14 protein-coding genes are annotated in these 15,642 nt (G+C 71.1%); 2 read left to right on the top strand and 12 right to left on the bottom strand.

What is annotated here, in order from left to right; translation table 11 throughout:
* Window positions 1-43: 43 nt before the first annotated feature.
* The 8 genes from AC1DYG_RS10990 to AC1DYG_RS10955 all read right to left on the bottom strand — a co-directional run bounded on the left by AC1DYG_RS10990 (window position 44) and on the right by AC1DYG_RS10955 (window position 6,495).
* Window positions 44-493, bottom strand: coding sequence for a GNAT family N-acetyltransferase (locus tag AC1DYG_RS10990; protein WP_477639887.1), 450 nt, complete (start codon window positions 491-493; stop codon window positions 44-46).
* A gap of 26 nt (window positions 494-519) precedes the next feature.
* A complete protein-coding gene (locus AC1DYG_RS10985; RefSeq protein WP_477639886.1) occupies window positions 520-1,377 on the bottom strand; it encodes an ABC transporter permease in 858 nt (285 codons plus the stop codon).
* A complete protein-coding gene (locus AC1DYG_RS10980) occupies window positions 1,374-2,219 on the bottom strand; it encodes an ABC transporter permease (RefSeq protein ID WP_477639885.1) in 846 nt (281 codons plus the stop codon). The genes AC1DYG_RS10985 and AC1DYG_RS10980 overlap by 4 nt, the downstream gene beginning before the upstream one ends.
* Entirely contained in the window at window positions 2,219-3,154 is a 936-nt protein-coding gene (locus AC1DYG_RS10975) for an ABC transporter ATP-binding protein (RefSeq protein ID WP_477639884.1), read from the bottom strand. Before AC1DYG_RS10975 ends, AC1DYG_RS10980 begins: the two co-directional genes overlap by 1 nt.
* A 48-nt stretch (window positions 3,155-3,202) precedes the next feature.
* Window positions 3,203-4,234, bottom strand: coding sequence for an NAD(P)H-dependent flavin oxidoreductase (locus AC1DYG_RS10970; protein ID WP_477639883.1), 1,032 nt, complete (start codon window positions 4,232-4,234; stop codon window positions 3,203-3,205).
* Window positions 4,231-4,452, bottom strand: a complete 222-nt coding sequence (locus AC1DYG_RS10965; protein ID WP_477639882.1) for a DUF3046 domain-containing protein — start codon at window positions 4,450-4,452, stop codon at window positions 4,231-4,233. The genes AC1DYG_RS10970 and AC1DYG_RS10965 overlap by 4 nt, the downstream gene beginning before the upstream one ends.
* A gap of 31 nt (window positions 4,453-4,483) precedes the next feature.
* Window positions 4,484-5,938: a glycosyltransferase family 39 protein gene (locus AC1DYG_RS10960; protein ID WP_477639881.1), complete on the bottom strand. Its 1,455-nt coding sequence runs from the start codon at window positions 5,936-5,938 to the stop codon at window positions 4,484-4,486.
* A gap of 167 nt (window positions 5,939-6,105) precedes the next feature.
* Window positions 6,106-6,495 carry an MmcQ/YjbR family DNA-binding protein gene (locus AC1DYG_RS10955; protein ID WP_477639880.1) on the bottom strand — a complete coding sequence of 130 codons (390 nt, stop codon included), beginning with the start codon at window positions 6,493-6,495 and terminating at the stop codon, window positions 6,106-6,108.
* Window positions 6,496-6,829: 334 nt separating this feature from the next.
* Here AC1DYG_RS10955 and AC1DYG_RS10950 point away from each other — a divergent pair, with 334 nt between their 5' ends.
* Together AC1DYG_RS10950 and AC1DYG_RS10945 are read left to right on the top strand one after the other, a co-directional pair.
* Complete coding sequence (locus AC1DYG_RS10950) at window positions 6,830-11,620, top strand: ATP-dependent helicase (RefSeq protein WP_477639879.1); 4,791 nt, start codon at window positions 6,830-6,832, stop codon at window positions 11,618-11,620.
* 27 nt (window positions 11,621-11,647) lie between these two features.
* A complete protein-coding gene (locus tag AC1DYG_RS10945; RefSeq protein WP_477639878.1) occupies window positions 11,648-12,526 on the top strand; it encodes an Fpg/Nei family DNA glycosylase in 879 nt (292 codons plus the stop codon).
* Window positions 12,527-12,593: 67 nt separating this feature from the next.
* Here AC1DYG_RS10945 and AC1DYG_RS10940 read toward each other — a convergent pair whose 3' ends face one another.
* The 4 genes from AC1DYG_RS10940 to rimO all read right to left on the bottom strand — a co-directional run bounded on the left by AC1DYG_RS10940 (window position 12,594) and on the right by rimO (window position 15,628).
* Window positions 12,594-12,893: a helix-turn-helix domain-containing protein gene (locus tag AC1DYG_RS10940; RefSeq protein ID WP_477639877.1), complete on the bottom strand. Its 300-nt coding sequence runs from the start codon at window positions 12,891-12,893 to the stop codon at window positions 12,594-12,596.
* Between the two features lie 103 nt (window positions 12,894-12,996).
* Window positions 12,997-13,491, bottom strand: a complete 495-nt coding sequence (locus AC1DYG_RS10935) for a CinA family protein (RefSeq protein ID WP_477639876.1) — start codon at window positions 13,489-13,491, stop codon at window positions 12,997-12,999.
* Window positions 13,488-14,153: a CDP-alcohol phosphatidyltransferase family protein gene (locus tag AC1DYG_RS10930; RefSeq protein ID WP_477639875.1), complete on the bottom strand. Its 666-nt coding sequence runs from the start codon at window positions 14,151-14,153 to the stop codon at window positions 13,488-13,490. Before AC1DYG_RS10930 ends, AC1DYG_RS10935 begins: the two co-directional genes overlap by 4 nt.
* Window positions 14,147-15,628: a 30S ribosomal protein S12 methylthiotransferase RimO gene (rimO, locus tag AC1DYG_RS10925; protein ID WP_477639874.1), complete on the bottom strand. Its 1,482-nt coding sequence runs from the start codon at window positions 15,626-15,628 to the stop codon at window positions 14,147-14,149. Before rimO ends, AC1DYG_RS10930 begins: the two co-directional genes overlap by 7 nt.
* Between the last annotated feature and the right edge of the window lie 14 nt (window positions 15,629-15,642).

Below are 15,642 nucleotides of genomic sequence, written 5' to 3'. Positions count from 1 at the left end.
ATTGAATCCGGCGCGCGACACGCCGCAGCGAGTCCGATCTGCTTCAGGGCGAGGCAGGACGACGCATCGGCGTGTGCGGAATGCCGTCCTCCACGAAGCCGCGCCCGCTGGGTGCGAAGCCGAACGCGGCATACCAGTCCACGAGGTGCGACTGGGCGTCGAGCACCACGGGCCGCTCCCCCGCCACGTCGAGCGCTGCGCGCACCAGCCGCCGGGCCAGACCGTGGCCGCGCGCCTGCGGCGCCGTCGCCACCCGGCCGATGCGCCAGGCCTCCCCGTCGTCCAGCAACCGAAGCGTGGCCACCGGCACACCCTCCTGCTCGACCCACAGGTGGCGGGTCGCCGGCTCGAGGTCACGGCCGTCGAGGTCGAGGTAGGGGCAGTCCTGCTCGACGACGAACACCTGGGCACGCAGCGCCCACAACCGATAGGCCGTCAGCGGGTCGAGGTCGGCAAAGCCCGCCAGCCGCACACCGTCCGCACGCTCCAGCACATCATCGATGCTAGGCGCCCGAACGACTACGAAAGCAGGAGCTTCTCCAGGCGGCGAGCCGTCCCCACGACGCCGATCCCTCCCAGCACCGCGAGGTAGCCCACGTGCGCGAGCACCCCCCACCCGACCTCACCGAGCATCAGGGCGCGTTCGAGGGCGACCCCGTGGTAGAGCGGCGTCACCCGCACCAGCCACTGGAGAGCCTCGGGATAGGTCGACAGCGGGAAGAACGTCGCGGAGAACAGGAACATCGGCTGGATGGCCAAGGTGATGTAGTCGAAATGCACCCAGGACTTCATGAAGGTCGTCGCGAACATCCCCAGCGCGGCGAAGGCGAACCCGATGAAGACCGCCGCCGGGAGGGCCAGCAGCGCCCACCACGACCCGACCGCCCCTGCGAGCAGCGCGACGACGAGGAACGCAGCGGAGTAGAGGCCGCCGCGGATGAGCGACCAGCCGATCTCGCCCACCGCGATGTCGCGCGGGCCCATCGGGGTCGCGAGCACCGCGTCGTAGAGCTTGGCGTAGCGCAGCTTGAAGAACACGTTGAAGGTCGAGTCGAACACGGCGCCGTTCATGGCCGAGGCGGCCAGCAGCGCGGGCGCCACGAACTGGGGGTAGGAGACCACTGCCCCCGAGTCGGTCGTGACGGTCTTCACCAGCGCACCGATGCCGATGCCGAGGGAGAACAGGTAGAACACCGGCTCGGCGAACCCGGTCACGAGCGCGATCCAGCCGTGACGGAACGACGTGACGTTGCGTTCGATGAGCATCCTGGCCAGTCCGGCCCCGGCAGGCATCGGCACCAGCCTGGCCAGCCGCGCCGACGCCTGTCCGCGCGCGGACCTGGATGCGGACCGGGGGTTGGAGGTAGAGGTGCTCACGGGACCAGCCGCCTCGCGAAGGACTTCTCCGCGAGCCACCAGCCCCCAGCGGCATAGACCGCCAGCACCAGCAGGTGACCGAAGAACGGCGCCCCGACCTCGGCACCCGTGGCCACCGCACGACACGCCTCGACCCCGTGCCACAGCGGAGTGACCCACGCGATGGGCTGCATCCAGCCGGGCAGCTGCTCGATGGGGAAGAACGTGCCGGAGAACAGCATCAACGGCGTCACGATCCAGCGGAACAGGATGTTGAAACCGTCATCACCCTCCTGCCTGGCAGTGAACGCGAAGATCGGGGTGGTGAACGCCATCCCGGTGAGGATCGCGATCGGCAGGCACAGGACCGCGGCCACGGACCCGAAGCCACCGAACAGCGACGCCACCGCCATGAAGATCGCCGTGGCCGTCGTGAGGTGGGCAGCCACCGCCAGGAAGTGGCCTCGCAGCACGTCGCGCACGGACATCGGTGACGCGAGCATGGCGTGGTAGCCCATGTTCCACTTGATGTAACCGAGAACCTGGTAGGTCGACTCCCCCATCGCCACCCACATCGTCTGGGTGGCGACGATGGCCGGGACGACGAACTGCAGGTAGGGCAGGCCGCCGACTCCGCCCACCCGGTCGTCGACGAGCGAGCCCAACCCGATGCCCATGGCCAGCAGGAAGAAGAGCGGCGACAGGAACCGGCCGATGATGCTCCCTCGCCAGGTGCGCCGGTAGACCGTGAGGAAGTAGGTGAAGACGGCCAGGGCCCGCTCAGTGGCCGACAGGGGCGGACGGATGCCGTGGTCGGCCCGGGACTGGTGATGAAGCTGCGGCTGCGGCTCGTGGAGCGCCATCAGTCCACCAGGGTCCGGCCGGTGAGGTGCAGGAACACGTCCTCGAGCGTGGCTCGGCGCACGAGCGAGGACAGGGGCGCGATCCCGCGCGAGTGCACGACGGCCGCAGCCTGGTCACCGTCGTCGGCGTAGACGAGGAGCCGGTCGGGCAGCACCTCGACGCGCTCGCCGATCCCGACGACCTGCTCGGCGAAGTCCTGGTGGTCCTCGGCGTCGAAGCGCAGCTCGAGGACCTCTCGCGTGGAGAACTCGTCGATGAGCGAGCGCGGGGACCCCTCAGCGACGATCCGTCCGTGGTCCATCACGACGAGCCGGTCGCAGAGCTGCTCGGCCTCGTCCATGTAGTGCGTGGTCAGCACGAGCGTCACACCCGACCGCTTGAGTCGGAACAGCCTGTCCCACAACACATGTCGGGCCTGGGGGTCCAGACCGGTGGTCGGTTCGTCGAGCAGGAGGATCTCGGGTGAGTTGATGAGGGAGCGGGCGATCGTGAGACGTCGCTTCATCCCACCCGACAGCGGCTCGACCTTGTCCTTGGCGCGGTCGGTGAGCTGGGCGAAGTCGAGCAGCTCGGCCGCGCGGGAGCGAACCTCCTTGCGGGAGAGGCCGAAGTAACGCCCGTAGATCCAGAGGTTCTCCTCGACGGTGAGCTCCTCGTCGAGCGTGTCGCGCTGCGGACAGTTGCCGAGCCGGGCGCGGATGGCGGGGCCGTTGTCCGCTGGGTCGAGCCCGAAGAGCCGCAGCTCGCCGCTCGTGACCGGCGACACGCAGCCGACCATCCGCATCGTGGAGGACTTGCCGGCGCCGTTGGGCCCGAGGAACCCGAAGCACTCGCCCTTGCGGACGGCGAAGTCGATCCCGTCGACCGCCGTGAACTCCCCGAACCGCTTGGTCAGTCCGGTCGCGCTCAGCAGGATCTCTTCGTCACCAGTCACTCGCCCCAACCTAGCGAGGTCCACCGACAGACTCACGCGCATTTCCGGTCAGGTGGTCCGGGCGGCCTCGAGCTCGGCGAGGAGGGTCCGGGCCAGGTCGGCCGCCGGCAGCCGGCGCAGTCGCCCGTGGCCGGTTCCGGCCCACAGGTGGACCAGCTCGGCCTCACCGGTCGCCTTTCCGTGCGCCCGCAAGGGTGCCGTGAGGTGGTGGACGTGCGGGTATGCCGCGGGCGCAGCCTCGCTGAACAGCTCGGTCCACGTCGTGGTCAGGGCACGGGCACTGCGTCCGGTGAAGGCGCGGGTCACGGTGGTCCCGGACCGGTGGGCCAGTGCGTGCCGGTGCACGGGCGCCGTCCCCGCCTCGGGGCAGTCCAGGAACGCCGTGCCCAGGGCCACTGCAGTCGCGCCCGCGCGCAGGACGGCGGCTGCGTCGGTCCCGGTCATGACCCCACCGGCGGCCATCACCGGCAGGGAGGTGTGGCGGACGACCTCCGCCACCAGTGGCAGCAGCTCGGACTGGGTCGAGCCCGTGTCGACGGGGCCGCCACGGTGACCTCCCGCCTCCCAACCCTGCACGACGAGGCCGTCGACGCCGAGCTCCAGCGCCCACTCGACCTCCATGGCCTCGTTGACGGTGACCCACACCTCGACCCCGGCGGCCTGCAGTCGCGCGACCACCTCCGCGGGCGGCCACCCGAAGGCAAAGCTCACCAGGGCGGGCGCAGCCTCCACGAGGAGGTCGACCTTCGCATCGAAGGCGTCGTCGTCGTAGCGCGGCGCCCCCAGCTCGACGCCCGCCGACGCCGCCCACGGTGCGAGCAGCGCGGCATACTCGAGGGCGTCCTGCTGCATGGACGGGGTGTCCGGTGACGGCGCAAAGATGTTCACACCAAAGGGTTCTGGCGTCGTTGCCCGCAGGGCGACGACGTCGTCGCGGAGGCGTTCCGGGGTGAGGTAGGCGCCCGCGAGGAAGGGGAACACTCCGCCCTCGACAGCTGCTGCGGCGAGCGCGACTGTCGACGGCCCGCCGGCCATCGGTGCAAGGACCAAGGGGTGGGCGGACCAGTCGACGGACGTCACTTCGCCGGTCTCCGCTCGATGCCGAGCCGGCGCGACTCTGGCACGTCCATCGCGTCGCACAGCGCCAGCCAGACCCGACGAGGACTCTCCCCCGCCTCGAGCGCCTGGACGACCGTGCGCTCGCCGAGGACCCCGAGGACGAGGTGCTGCCCGAGCGAGGAGGCGTAGCCCTCCCCGAACTCGTCGTTCATCAACACCCAGAAATGGCTCAGCCGCACGGAGTGAGTGTAGGCGGCTGCGGGCCGCTGCTCAGTCGAGGTGGTGGAACCGTGCCCACAGCGCTGCCCACGGCGCGATGGGACCGCTGCACACTGCGACCGGCGCCCCCTGTTCCTCGTTGTCCACGCCGATGCCGTTGTCCAGCTGGTCGACCACCTGGCACGCAGCGAACAGGTCGAGCACGTCGTCGAGCTGGTAACCGACGAACACCACAACGGTGCTCGCGTCCGCGGGGCGGGCGACCTCGGCGAGGGAGTTCTGCCCGCTCACGGGTCGCGGTAGGCCTCGGGCCGGTCCGAGGCGCGCGATCGCGCCGGCCTCGCCGTAGTTGGACGTGATCACTTCCGTGGGGTGCAGCGAAGAGTCCCGGTATGCCGCGGCGATCTGGTCGACGTAGCGCGGCCAGCCGATCTGGTCGGCGACGAGCGGACCGATGTCGGGCAGGGGCGTACGGCCGACGCTGGCCAGGGGCACCACGGGCAGGGCGAGCACGACGGCGACAGCCCCGTTGACGACGAGCAGTCCGATCGCGACCGCCCGAGCGGCTCGCCGCGACGCGAGCCAACGCGACACCGGAACGCAGCCCGCGGCGTACACCACGGCCAGGAGGTGGATCGGGTAGTGCGGCTGGGCCCCAGAGACGAAGGTGAAGGCGACCATTGCTGCTGCACCGACGCCGAGGTAGCCGACAGTGGCACGGCGCCGGGGCCGGAGCAGCCAGACGATGCCGATGGCCCACACGACCACGAGCGGTGGCCCGAGCATGCCCAGCAGCAACAAGGGCAGCTGGGTGCGGACCTCATCGGCGTTGTTGTCGGCCAGCGCCGCGCCCATGGAGAGCTGAGGCCAGTCATGGGCGACCTGGTAGACGAGGTTGGGCAGACCGACGACGACAGCCAACGCGCCACCAGACCAGAGGTGGGGCGATCGGAAGGAGCTGCGGGGGCCGAGCAGGGCGATCCCGAGCACGAGGCTCGCAACCACGACGGCGACGAGGAGTCTGTTGTAGGTGGCGATTCCTGCGATCGCTCCGGCCGCCAGCCACGAGCGCGACGAGCCGGCAGTCGCTCGGAGAACGGCGAACACCACGAGGGCAAGGAGCAGGAGGTCGATGGTCGAAGTGAGCAGGATGTGGCCGAGCATGAGGGGCATCGCGGCGAACGCGTAGCCCCATGCGGCGAGCCCTTGGGCGCCACGGCCCCCGCCGAGCTCACGGCAGATCAGCGCGACCACGACGACCGAGAGCACGGTCGCGATGGTGGCCGGGAGCCGCAGAGCCCACGGTTCGTCTGCGAGGCGGGTGCTGAGCCGCGCCAGAAACGGTGTGAGGGGCGGCTGGTCGACGTAGCCCCAAGCGCCCGGCAGCATCCGGAAATAGAGCTCGTCCCGGTGGAATCCGTAACCGAAGGAGCCCAGCGTCAGCACGATCGCCTGGGCGATTGCGGCGGGCGCGACCACGTGCCCCGAGAAGGGTGGTCGTTCCACGGTCAGGAGTTCGCGGCCATCACCTGCTCGACGGCGCTGAATCCGTCGGGCGCGGTTGTCGGCTTCTTCGCAGGCATTTCTCGGGCTCCCTTCGTGGGCTCTGGGCTCGGCGTCATGCCGGCCCCCCCGTCCAAAGCTAGGCCCGCCCAGCGCCGGTGGTCGCTCCTTCAGCCGGGGTTGGAGGAGTCGCTCTGCAGGTGGAGGTCGCCCACGAGGGCTTCTGGTGCTCGCATCCGCCACGCGTCGGTCACGAGCTCGCGAAGACGTGTGACCTCCACCTGGGCCAGTCGCAGCATCACCAGGGGCACGCTCTCGTAGCCGGGCGCGGTGAAGAAGACGTCGGGCTCGCCGAGGAGCAACGCCTGCTTCTCACTCTCGTCGCCGACGAAGAGCACCGCGATGTCGGTGCGGATCAGCCGCGGCCTGCCCGGTCGGCGCTCCGGGTAGGACCAGACGAACCCCTTGTCGCCCACCCGGAAGTCGAATCCGGAACTGGGCACCTCCACCACGTGGGGCAGCGAGGTGGCGAGTCTGCGGACGTCCTCGGCGTCAGCCAAGGCGGCCGCCCCCAGACCGCATCGTGCCCATGCCGTAGAGGTTACGGCGTGGCTGCCCTCAAGGAACGCGCGCGCACATCTTCACCTCGGGCAAGGCCCGGAGTAGAGTGGTCGCGCTGCCCCGGACCATGGTTGCGAATGAGTGACAGTCCGGGGCTCGTGCGCATCCCCAGACTCTCGTTCGCCACCCGAGGCAGGTCACCGCGCGCCCCTCCCTTCCGCCCCCGAGGGTCGAGGGGCGCGCGAATCCACGCCGACGCTCGCGTCGGAGCCCGCCGCCTGCGCGGCGCTCGGCCAGAGGAGTGTCAGTGCGGGGTGAGAGGCTGTAGCCCTCATGGCAACGGACGTCCTCGACCGGTTCTCCCCAGCCACTGCCGAGTGGTTCAGGGGCTCGTTCAGCGCACCCACTGCCGCACAGGCGGGTGCGTGGGATGCGATCAGTTCCGGCCACCACGCCCTGGTCGTGGCACCGACCGGATCGGGCAAGACCCTGTCGGCCTTCCTGTGGGCCCTCGACCGGCTCGCGGCCGAGCCTCCGCCCGCGGAGAAGATCAAGCGCTGCCGGGTCCTCTACGTCTCCCCCATGAAGGCGCTGGCCGTCGACGTCGAGCGCAACCTGCGCTCACCACTCGTCGGGATCGGCCACGCCGCAACCCGTCTGGGGCTGACGCCGCCGGACATCACCGTGTCGGTGCGGTCCGGCGACACCCCCGCCTCCGAACGACGAGCCTTCGCGCGCACCCCCACCGACGTGCTGATCACGACGCCCGAGTCGCTGTTCCTCATCCTCACGTCACAGGCTCGAGAGGCGCTGGCCGGCGTCGAGACCGTCATCCTCGACGAGGTCCACGCGGTGGCCGGCACCAAGCGGGGTGCCCACCTCGCGCTGTCCCTCGAGCGCCTCGATGCCTTGCTCGACAAGCCCCTCCAGCGGATCGGCCTGTCCGCCACGGTCGAGCCCGTGGCCGAGGTCGCGCGCTACCTCGCGGGCGGTCGGCCGGTCGAGATCGTGCGACCGCCGTCCACCAAGGAGTGGGACCTCGAGGTCGTGGTGCCGATCGCCGACATGTCGGCGCTCGGGGAGGTCATCGAGGACGACCTGTCCGGACCCGCGTCGGGAGCCGAGCGCCGTGCCTCGATCTGGCCGCACGTCGAGGAACGCATCGTCGACCTCATCGCCTCCCACCGGTCGACCCTGGTCTTCGCCAACTCCCGTCGCCTCGCCGAACGGCTCACGGCTCGGCTCAACGAGATCTGGGACGACCGCCTCGAGACCATGCGTGAGGCGCGAGGCGACGAGCCGCCCGAGCCGACCACGCGGCATACCGGCAACCGCACCCCGGCCCAGCTGATGGCGCAGTCGGGGGCGTCGTCGGGGGCTCCCGCGGTGCTGGCGCGCGCGCACCACGGCTCGGTGAGCAAGGAACACCGCCAGCTCATCGAGGAGGACCTCAAGGCCGGGCGACTGCCCGCGGTGGTCGCGACCAGCTCGCTCGAGCTGGGCATCGACATGGGCGCGGTCGACCTGGTCATCCAGGTCGAGTCTCCCCCGTCGGTGGCTTCGGGGCTGCAGCGGGTCGGCCGGGCCGGTCACCAGGTCGGGGCGGTGTCGCGGGGCGTGTTGTTCCCCAAGTTCCGCGGCGACCTCGTCCAGACCGCCGTCGTCGTCGAGCGGATGCGGGCTGGCGCCATCGAGTCGCTGCGGGTGCCGGCCAACCCGGTCGACGTGCTCGCCCAGCAGATCGTGGCGATGTGCGCGCTCGACGAGTGGACCGTCGACGAGCTGGAGTCGGTGGTCCGCAAGGCGACCCCGTTCGCCTCGCTGCCGCGCTCGATCCTCGAGTCGGTGCTCGACATGCTGTCGGGGCGCTACCCCAGTGACGAGTTCGCCGAGCTGCGCCCGCGCATCGTGTGGGACCGCGTGACCGGGGTGCTGACCGGCCGTCCGGGCGCCCAACGGCTCGCCGTCACCTCCGGTGGCACCATCCCCGACCGCGGCCTGTATGCCGTGTTCCTGGCGTCCAGCGAGGGCGCCGGGCGCAGGGTCGGCGAGCTCGACGAGGAGATGGTCTACGAGTCGCGGGTCGGCGACGTGTTCACGCTCGGCACCTCGACGTGGCGGATCGAGGACATCACCCACGACCAGGTGCTGGTCACGCCGGCGCCGGGGCTGCCGGGGCGGCTGCCGTTCTGGAAGGGCGACCAGCAGGGCCGACCCGCCGAGCTGGGGCGCGCCGTCGGTGCCTTCGTCCGCGAAGTGGTCGGGCTCTCGCCCGCCAAGGCGCGAGACCGCGTGACCGCCGCCGGGCTCGACGAGTGGGCCGCGGACAACCTTCTCGGCTACCTCGCCGAGCAGCAGGAGGCGACCCGGCACGTCCCCGACGACCGCACGATCGTCGTCGAACGGTTCCGCGACGAGATCGGCGACTGGAGGGTGGCCGTCCACTCGCCCTTCGGTGGCCAGGTGCACGCCCCGTGGGCGCTGTGCGTGTCGGCCCGGATGCGAGAGCGCTACGGCGTCGACGTCCAGGCGATGCATGGCGACGACGGGATCGTGTTCCGGCTGCCCGACCTCGAGTTCGAGGACGAGGGGTCCGGGACGCGCGGGGTCGGGGCCGAGCTCCTGGAGCTGGTCCGCCTGGAGGCCGACGACGTCCACGACCTCGTCACGTCCGAGATCGGCGGGTCGGCACTGTTCGCCGCCCGGTTCCGCGAGTGCGCGTCCCGCGCCCTGCTGCTGCCCCGCCGACGCCCCGACCGTCGCCAACCCCTGTGGCAGCAACGACAGCGGGCGGCGCAGCTGCTCGAGGTGGCCAGCCAGTACGCCTCGTTCCCGATCGTCCTGGAGACGGTCCGCGAATGCGTCCAGGACGTGTTCGACGTACCCGGCCTGACCGCCCTGATGCGCTCGATCGAGTCTCGCGAGGTCACCCTCGTCGACGTCGAGTCGGCCCAGCCGTCGCCCTTTGCCCGGTCCCTGATGTTCGGCTACGTCGCCCAGTTCCTCTACGAGGGCGACTCCCCGCTGGCCGAGAAGCGCGCCGCCGCGCTCGCGCTCGACCCGACGCTGCTGGCCGAGCTGCTGGGCCGTGGCGAGGGTCTGTCGCTGCGTGACCTGCTGGATCCGGCCCAGGTCACCCGCACCGACGCCGAGCTGCAGCGCCTGGTCCCCGAGCGGGCCTGCCGCGACGCGGAGGACGTGGCCGACCTGCTGCGCGTCCTGGGTCCGCTCCCCCTCGACGAGATCGTCCGCAGGTCGCAGGAGTCGTTGGCGCGCAACGAGGTCGGCGCGTGGTTGGTCGACCTCGAGGGGGCGCGGCGGCTGATCCGCGTGCGCATCGCCGGCCAGGAGCGCTGGGCCGCGATCGAGGACGCCGGACGCCTTCGTGACGCCTTGGGCAGCTCCTTGCCGGTCGGCATACCGCAGACGTTCCTCGAGTCGGTGCCGGACCCGCTCGGCGACCTGGTCCGCCGCTACGCCCGCACCCATGGCCCCTTCCCTGCCGCCGCAGTGGCCGCCTGGTGGGGCATCGGTCCCGCCGTCGCCCTCGATGCGCTGCGCCGCCTGGTCTCCTCCGGTCGCGTGGTCGAAGGCGAGCTGCTCCCCACCGAGAACGGTGGTGGGCTGCACGGCCTCGACTACTGCGATGCCGAGGTGCTGCGCCTCCTTCGACGTCGCTCCCTGGCCGCCCTCCGCGCCGAGGTCGAGCCGGTCCCAGCCGTCGAGCTGGCCAGGTTCCTTCCCCAGTGGCAGTCGGTGGGTGGAGGCCTGCGCGGTCGCGAGGGTCTGGTGCGCGCCGTCGAGCAGCTGGCGGGAGCCGTGCTCCCGGCGAGTGCCGTGGAGAGCCTGGTCCTGCCCAGCCGCATCGTGGACTACTCCCCCGCGCTGCTCGACGACCTCACGAGCAGCGGCGAGGTCCTCTGGCGCGGGCACGGATCACTGCCCGGAGACGACGGCTGGGTGTCGTTGCACCTCGCCGACACCGCCCACCTGACGCTGGCGCCGCCTGCCGAACGCACGCCGAGCGACGGTGAGCAGGCGATCGTGGACGCGCTCGCGGGCGGCGGGGCCTACTTCTTCCGCACCCTGGCCGACGCCGTGGGCAGCACCGACGACGAGTCACTGCTTGCCGACCTGTGGGCGCTCGCCTGGGACGGCAGGATCAGCAACGACACCCTCACCCCCCTTCGAGCGCTGCTCGCCGGTGGCCGCACCAGCCACAAGCGCAGCCGTCCCGGCCCACGCACCACGAGGTATGCCGGACGGCGGGGCTCGCTCGGCGCTCTCTCGGGCCAACGCGGGCTGGGTCGTCCCCCATTGCCGACCCGCAGTGGGCCGCCGGTTGGGGCCGGACGCTGGTCGCTGCTGCCCGAGGTCGAGCTGGACTCAACGGTGCGGGCCTACGCGACGGCCGAGGTCCTCCTCGACCGCTACGGCGTGGTCACCCGCGGCTCGGTGGTCGCCGAGGACGTTCCGGGCGGGTTCGCCGGCGTGTACCGCGTGTTGGCCGCTGCCGAGGAGTCGGGGCGGGTCCGCCGCGGCTACTTCGTCGAGTCGCTGGGCGCCTCACAGTTCTCCACCACCGGCTCCGTCGACCGGCTCCGCGCCGGTGCCCGGCCGGTCGGCGACGACGCCGACCGAGCAGTCCCGGCGATGGTCCTCGCGGCCACCGATCCGGCCAATGCCTACGGTGCGGCGCTGCCGTGGCCGGACCGGGCAACTGGTCCGGACGGCACCAGTGCCGACGCGGGTGCCGACGAGTCGCGCGGAAGGCCCCCGGCGGGTCCTTCCTCGGGCATCGCGTCAGGAGTCAAGACACCCGCAGCCAAACGCGGCCACCAACCGGCCCGCAAGGCCGGAGCCCTGGTGGTCCTGGTCGACGGCGAGCTCGTCCTCTACGTCGAGCGTGGCGGCAAGACGCTCCTGTCGTGGACGGACGACGAGCAGTCGCTCCAGGGCGCGGCCGATGCGCTCGCACTCGCCGTCCGCGAGGGTGCGCTGGGCAGGCTCACCGTCGAGAAGGCCGATGGCGGCGCCGTGCTCGGGTCTGCCCACCCGCTCGCAGCCGCTCTCGCCAAGGCGGGCTTCCACGCCACTCCGCGCGGTCTGCGGCTGCGGCGGTGAGGTCCCAGGCAGCCTTCGGAGTCCCTCGTGCCTGAGGGCGACACCGTGTGGCGCACCGCCCACCGACTGGACAAGGCACTGGCGGGTGCCGTGGTCGTGCTGAGCGACCTGCGGTTCCCCGAGGTGGCCACGGCCGACCTCCGCGGGTCCACCACCCTCGAGGTCGTCAGTCGTGGCAAGCACCTGCTCCACCGGTTCGACAACGGGCTGACCCTGCACTCACACCTGCGCATGGAGGGTCAGTGGCGGGTCGAAGCCCCCGGCGACGCTTCCGGCTGGCTGCGCCGCGACGACCTGCGTGCTGCCGTGGGCACCTCCTCGTGGACCGCCCTGGGGCTGCGGCTGGGGATGCTCGAACTGCTCCCGACCGGCCACGAGACGACGGTGGTGGGCCATCTCGGGCCCGACCTGCTCGGCAGCGACTGGGACCTCGCGCGGGCGCTGGCCAACCTGAGGAGGTCGCAAACCACGATCGGGGCCGCCCTCCTCGACCAGCGCAACCTCGCCGGCCTCGGCACCTTGTGGGTCAGTGAGTCGCTCTTCCTGTCGCGGCTCGGACCGTGGACGCCCGTCGCCGACCTCGCCGACACGGACGTGGAGCGGGTGGTCACCCGGGCCCAGCAGCTGCTCGACCAGGCTCGACACCACGCCGTCCAGTCCAGCACCGGGAGCCGGCGCCACGGCGAGGAGTCCTATGTCCATGCCCGCTCGGGTCGGCCCTGTCGCCGGTGCGGCACCACTGTGCGTGTCGCGATGATCGGTCCCCCGATGCGGGAACGCACGATGTTCTACTGCCCCGGCTGCCAGGACGGCGTTGCGCCTACCGACGACGGTCGACCCCAGCGTCCGCTCGGTGCCGCCACGGGACGCGGGACCGGTCGAACCACGGGTCAACGTCGCAGCTGACCCGAAGGTCCACCAACGCTCCCGGCACAACGACTCCCACGACACCCGGTGCCGCTCGCATCGTCCGTCAGGCAGCTGAGGCGGAAACCATCGCGGCCGCTGGAAGCGGCAGCGAAACCGGCGCGGTCAGCGCCTCGGTCTCGGCGACTCGCTCGGAGACCTGACCGAGCACCTCTGACAACGGCAGGCGCAGTGCCCCGCAGATCGAGGCGAGCAGCTCGGAGGATGCTTCCTTCTCGCCGCGCTCGACCTCGCTGAGGTAGCCGAGTGACACGGAAGCGGCAGCGGACACCTCGCGCAAGGTGCGTCCCTGCGACTGGCGTTGCTCACGGAGCACGTCACCAAGTTCACGACGAAGCAGAATCATGACGCCTCCTTCACTGCTCGATTGCCGGTTGCGAGGACACCAACGTTACCCCGAGCCCCTGACGCTGCGCGCGCGGGAACGCAGAACACGCGGTACGACGAGATCAACGGTCCACGAGGTGAGAATCTTCCGTCCCACCGATCACATCAGCCACGAGGGCCAGGGCGTGCGACACCGTCTCGAGCCGGATCGAGGCTCGGTCCCCGGTCAGCGTCAGCTCACGGACGGCCACGTCGCCCTGGAACGCCACCGCGACGAACACGGTCCCGACCGGGCGGCCGTCCTGGGGGTCCGGCCCGGCCACGCCTGTGGTGGCGACGCCGACGTCGGACCCGAGCACGCGGCATACACCGGTAGCCATCTGACGAGCCACCTCGGCCTGGACAGCACCACCGGTTGCGAGCAGGCCGGCGTCGACGCCGAGCGCCTGGGTCTTGAGCTCGGTCGCGTAGGCGACCACAGAGCCTCGCACCACGGCCGAAGCGCCGGGTACATCGGTCAACGCCGCGCAGACCAGACCACCGGTGAGCGACTCGGCGGTCGCAATGCTGCACGAGGCCGCAGCCAGAGCGGCCACCACCTCGGATGCGGTGCTCATCCGTGTCGGGCGGCTCGGCGCGCGCGCTTGATCGCGGACCGCTCGCTGGTCTGCCGCAGGCGCACTGCCTTGAGCGCGATGTCCAGACCGGTCACGACGGTCACGACGACCGCGAGCCCCAGGACCACGTCCGCGACGAGCGTCCAGGTGTCCGCTCCGGCGAACGACGACAGCGGCAGCGTGAACAACAGCAGGCCGAAGAACTGCAGGGCCGTCTTGACCTTGCCGCCCCGACCGGCCGGCATCACGCCGTGACGGATGACGAAGAACCGCAGCACCGTCACACCCCACTCGCGCACCAGGACGACGACGGTGACCCACCACGGCAGCTCACCGAGGACCGAGAGCCCCACGAACGCCATACCCATCAGGGTCTTGTCGGCGATCGGGTCGGCGATCTTGCCGAAGTTGGTGATCAGGCCGCGCCGCCGGGCGATGTCGCCGTCGACGCGGTCGGTGAGCGTCGCGAAGGTGAACACGGCCGCGGCCGCCCAGCGCATCACGGGACGGTCCCCACCGTCGAACAGCAGCAGCCAGCCGTAGACCGGCACGAGCAGGATCCGAGTGACCGTGAGCGCGTTCGCGATGTTCCACGAACTCGGCGGCGGGACAGCCACCGGCGCCGCGGCAGGGTCGGGAGCCGGCGCGGACTCGCTCAGCATGGCGCGGCCAGCAGGTCGATCCCCTCGGTCCCGGTCACGACGGCCCGCACGATGTCGCCGACCACGACATCGGGGAACTCCGTGGGATCGAGCATGGTCACGCCGTCGACGTCGGGTCCCTGATGGGCCGCCCGACCCACGACGGAAGTCTCCTCGTCCTCGTCATCTCCCGTGGGAACCGACTCGACGAGCACGTCCACGATCTCACCGATGCGCTCCTCGGCACGCTGGAGGTTCAGCTCCTCGATGAGAGCGGTGAATCGCGAAACACGTTCTGCGACAACATCATCGGGCAGCTTGTCGCCGTAGGTCTCGGCCTCGGTGCCGTCCTCGTCGGAGTAGCCGAAAACTCCGACGACATCGAGTCGGGCGGCCACGAGGAACGCCTCCAGCTCGGCGAGGTCGTCCTCCGTCTCACCGGGGAACCCCACGATGACGTTGCTCCTGATGCCCGCCAGGGGCACGCGGGCGCGCACCTCGTCGAGCAGCCCGAGGAAGGCCTCGCGACCGCCGAACCGCCGCATCGAGCGCAGCAAGGTGGCGGACGCGTGCTGGAACGAGATGTCGAAGTAGGGCACGACACCCGGCACCGAGGCCATCGCGTCGAGCAGTGCGGGGCGGATCTCGGCGGGCTGCAGGTAGCTCACCCGCACGCGCTCGATCCCGGGGACGGCCGCCAGGTCGGGCAGGATCTTCTCGAGCAGCCCGATGTCCCCGAGGTCCTTGCCGTAGGACGTGGAGTTCTCGCTGACGAGGAACAGCTCCTTGACGCCGCGCTCCCCCAGCCAGCGCGCCTCGGCGACGATGTCGTGCGGGCGCCGCGACACGAACGCACCGCGGAACATGGGGATGGCGCAGAAGGCACACCGTCGGTCGCATCCGCTGGCGATCTTGAGCGGAGCCCACGGGCGCCCATCGAGACGGGCGCGGATCACCCGAGGGCCGGAGGCCGGGAACGGTCCATCGGTCATCTCGGGCGACGTGGGGTCAGTGGGTATGCCGTGGCCGGGCAGCGCGACACCGGACGACCCGTCCTGCCGCTGGACCGGGGACAACGGGAGCAGCCGGCGCCGGTCGGAGGGGACGTGCGAGGCCGGCGCGTGACCGTCGAGGACGGCCCGCAGGTGCGTCGACATGTCCGCGTACGAGTCGAACCCCAGCACGGCGTCGGCCTCGGGCAGCTCGTCGGCCAGCTGCTGGCCGTAGCGTTCGGCGAGGCATCCCACCGCCACGACCTTCTGCGTCTTGGAGTGTCCCTTGCGGGCCGAGGCCTCGAGGAGCACGTCGATCGAGTCCTTTTTGGCCTGCTCGACGAACCCGCAGGTGTTGACCACGGCGACGTCGGCGTCGTCGGCGTCGTCGACGAGCAACCAGCCCTCCGCGGCGAGGCGTCCGGCGAGCTCCTCGGAGTCGACCTCGTTGCGGGTGCACCCCAGGGTGACCAGGGCGACACTGCGCTGGGCTGTCGAACTCATGCGCCCACTCTACG

The sequence above is a fragment of the Pedococcus sp. P1_H8 genome, assembly GCF_056405175.1.
The sequence above is the reverse complement of the archived record's forward strand: the minus strand, read 5'-3'. Positions and strand labels throughout refer to the sequence as shown.

Bases quoted from the DNA above. Each gene is read 5' to 3' on its own strand.
- AC1DYG_RS10980 (WP_477639885.1), bottom strand. From the start codon at position 2,219: ATGGCGCTCCACGAGCCGCAGCCGCAGCTTCATCACCAGTCCCGGGCC.
- AC1DYG_RS10950 (WP_477639879.1), top strand. From the start codon at position 6,830: ATGGCAACGGACGTCCTCGACCGGTTCTCCCCAGCCACTGCCGAGTGG.
- AC1DYG_RS10940 (WP_477639877.1), bottom strand. From the start codon at position 12,893: ATGATTCTGCTTCGTCGTGAACTTGGTGACGTGCTCCGTGAGCAACGC.
- AC1DYG_RS10935 (WP_477639876.1), bottom strand. From the start codon at position 13,491: ATGAGCACCGCATCCGAGGTGGTGGCCGCTCTGGCTGCGGCCTCGTGC.
- AC1DYG_RS10930 (WP_477639875.1), bottom strand. From the start codon at position 14,153: ATGCTGAGCGAGTCCGCGCCGGCTCCCGACCCTGCCGCGGCGCCGGTG.
- rimO (WP_477639874.1), bottom strand. From the start codon at position 15,628: ATGAGTTCGACAGCCCAGCGCAGTGTCGCCCTGGTCACCCTGGGGTGC.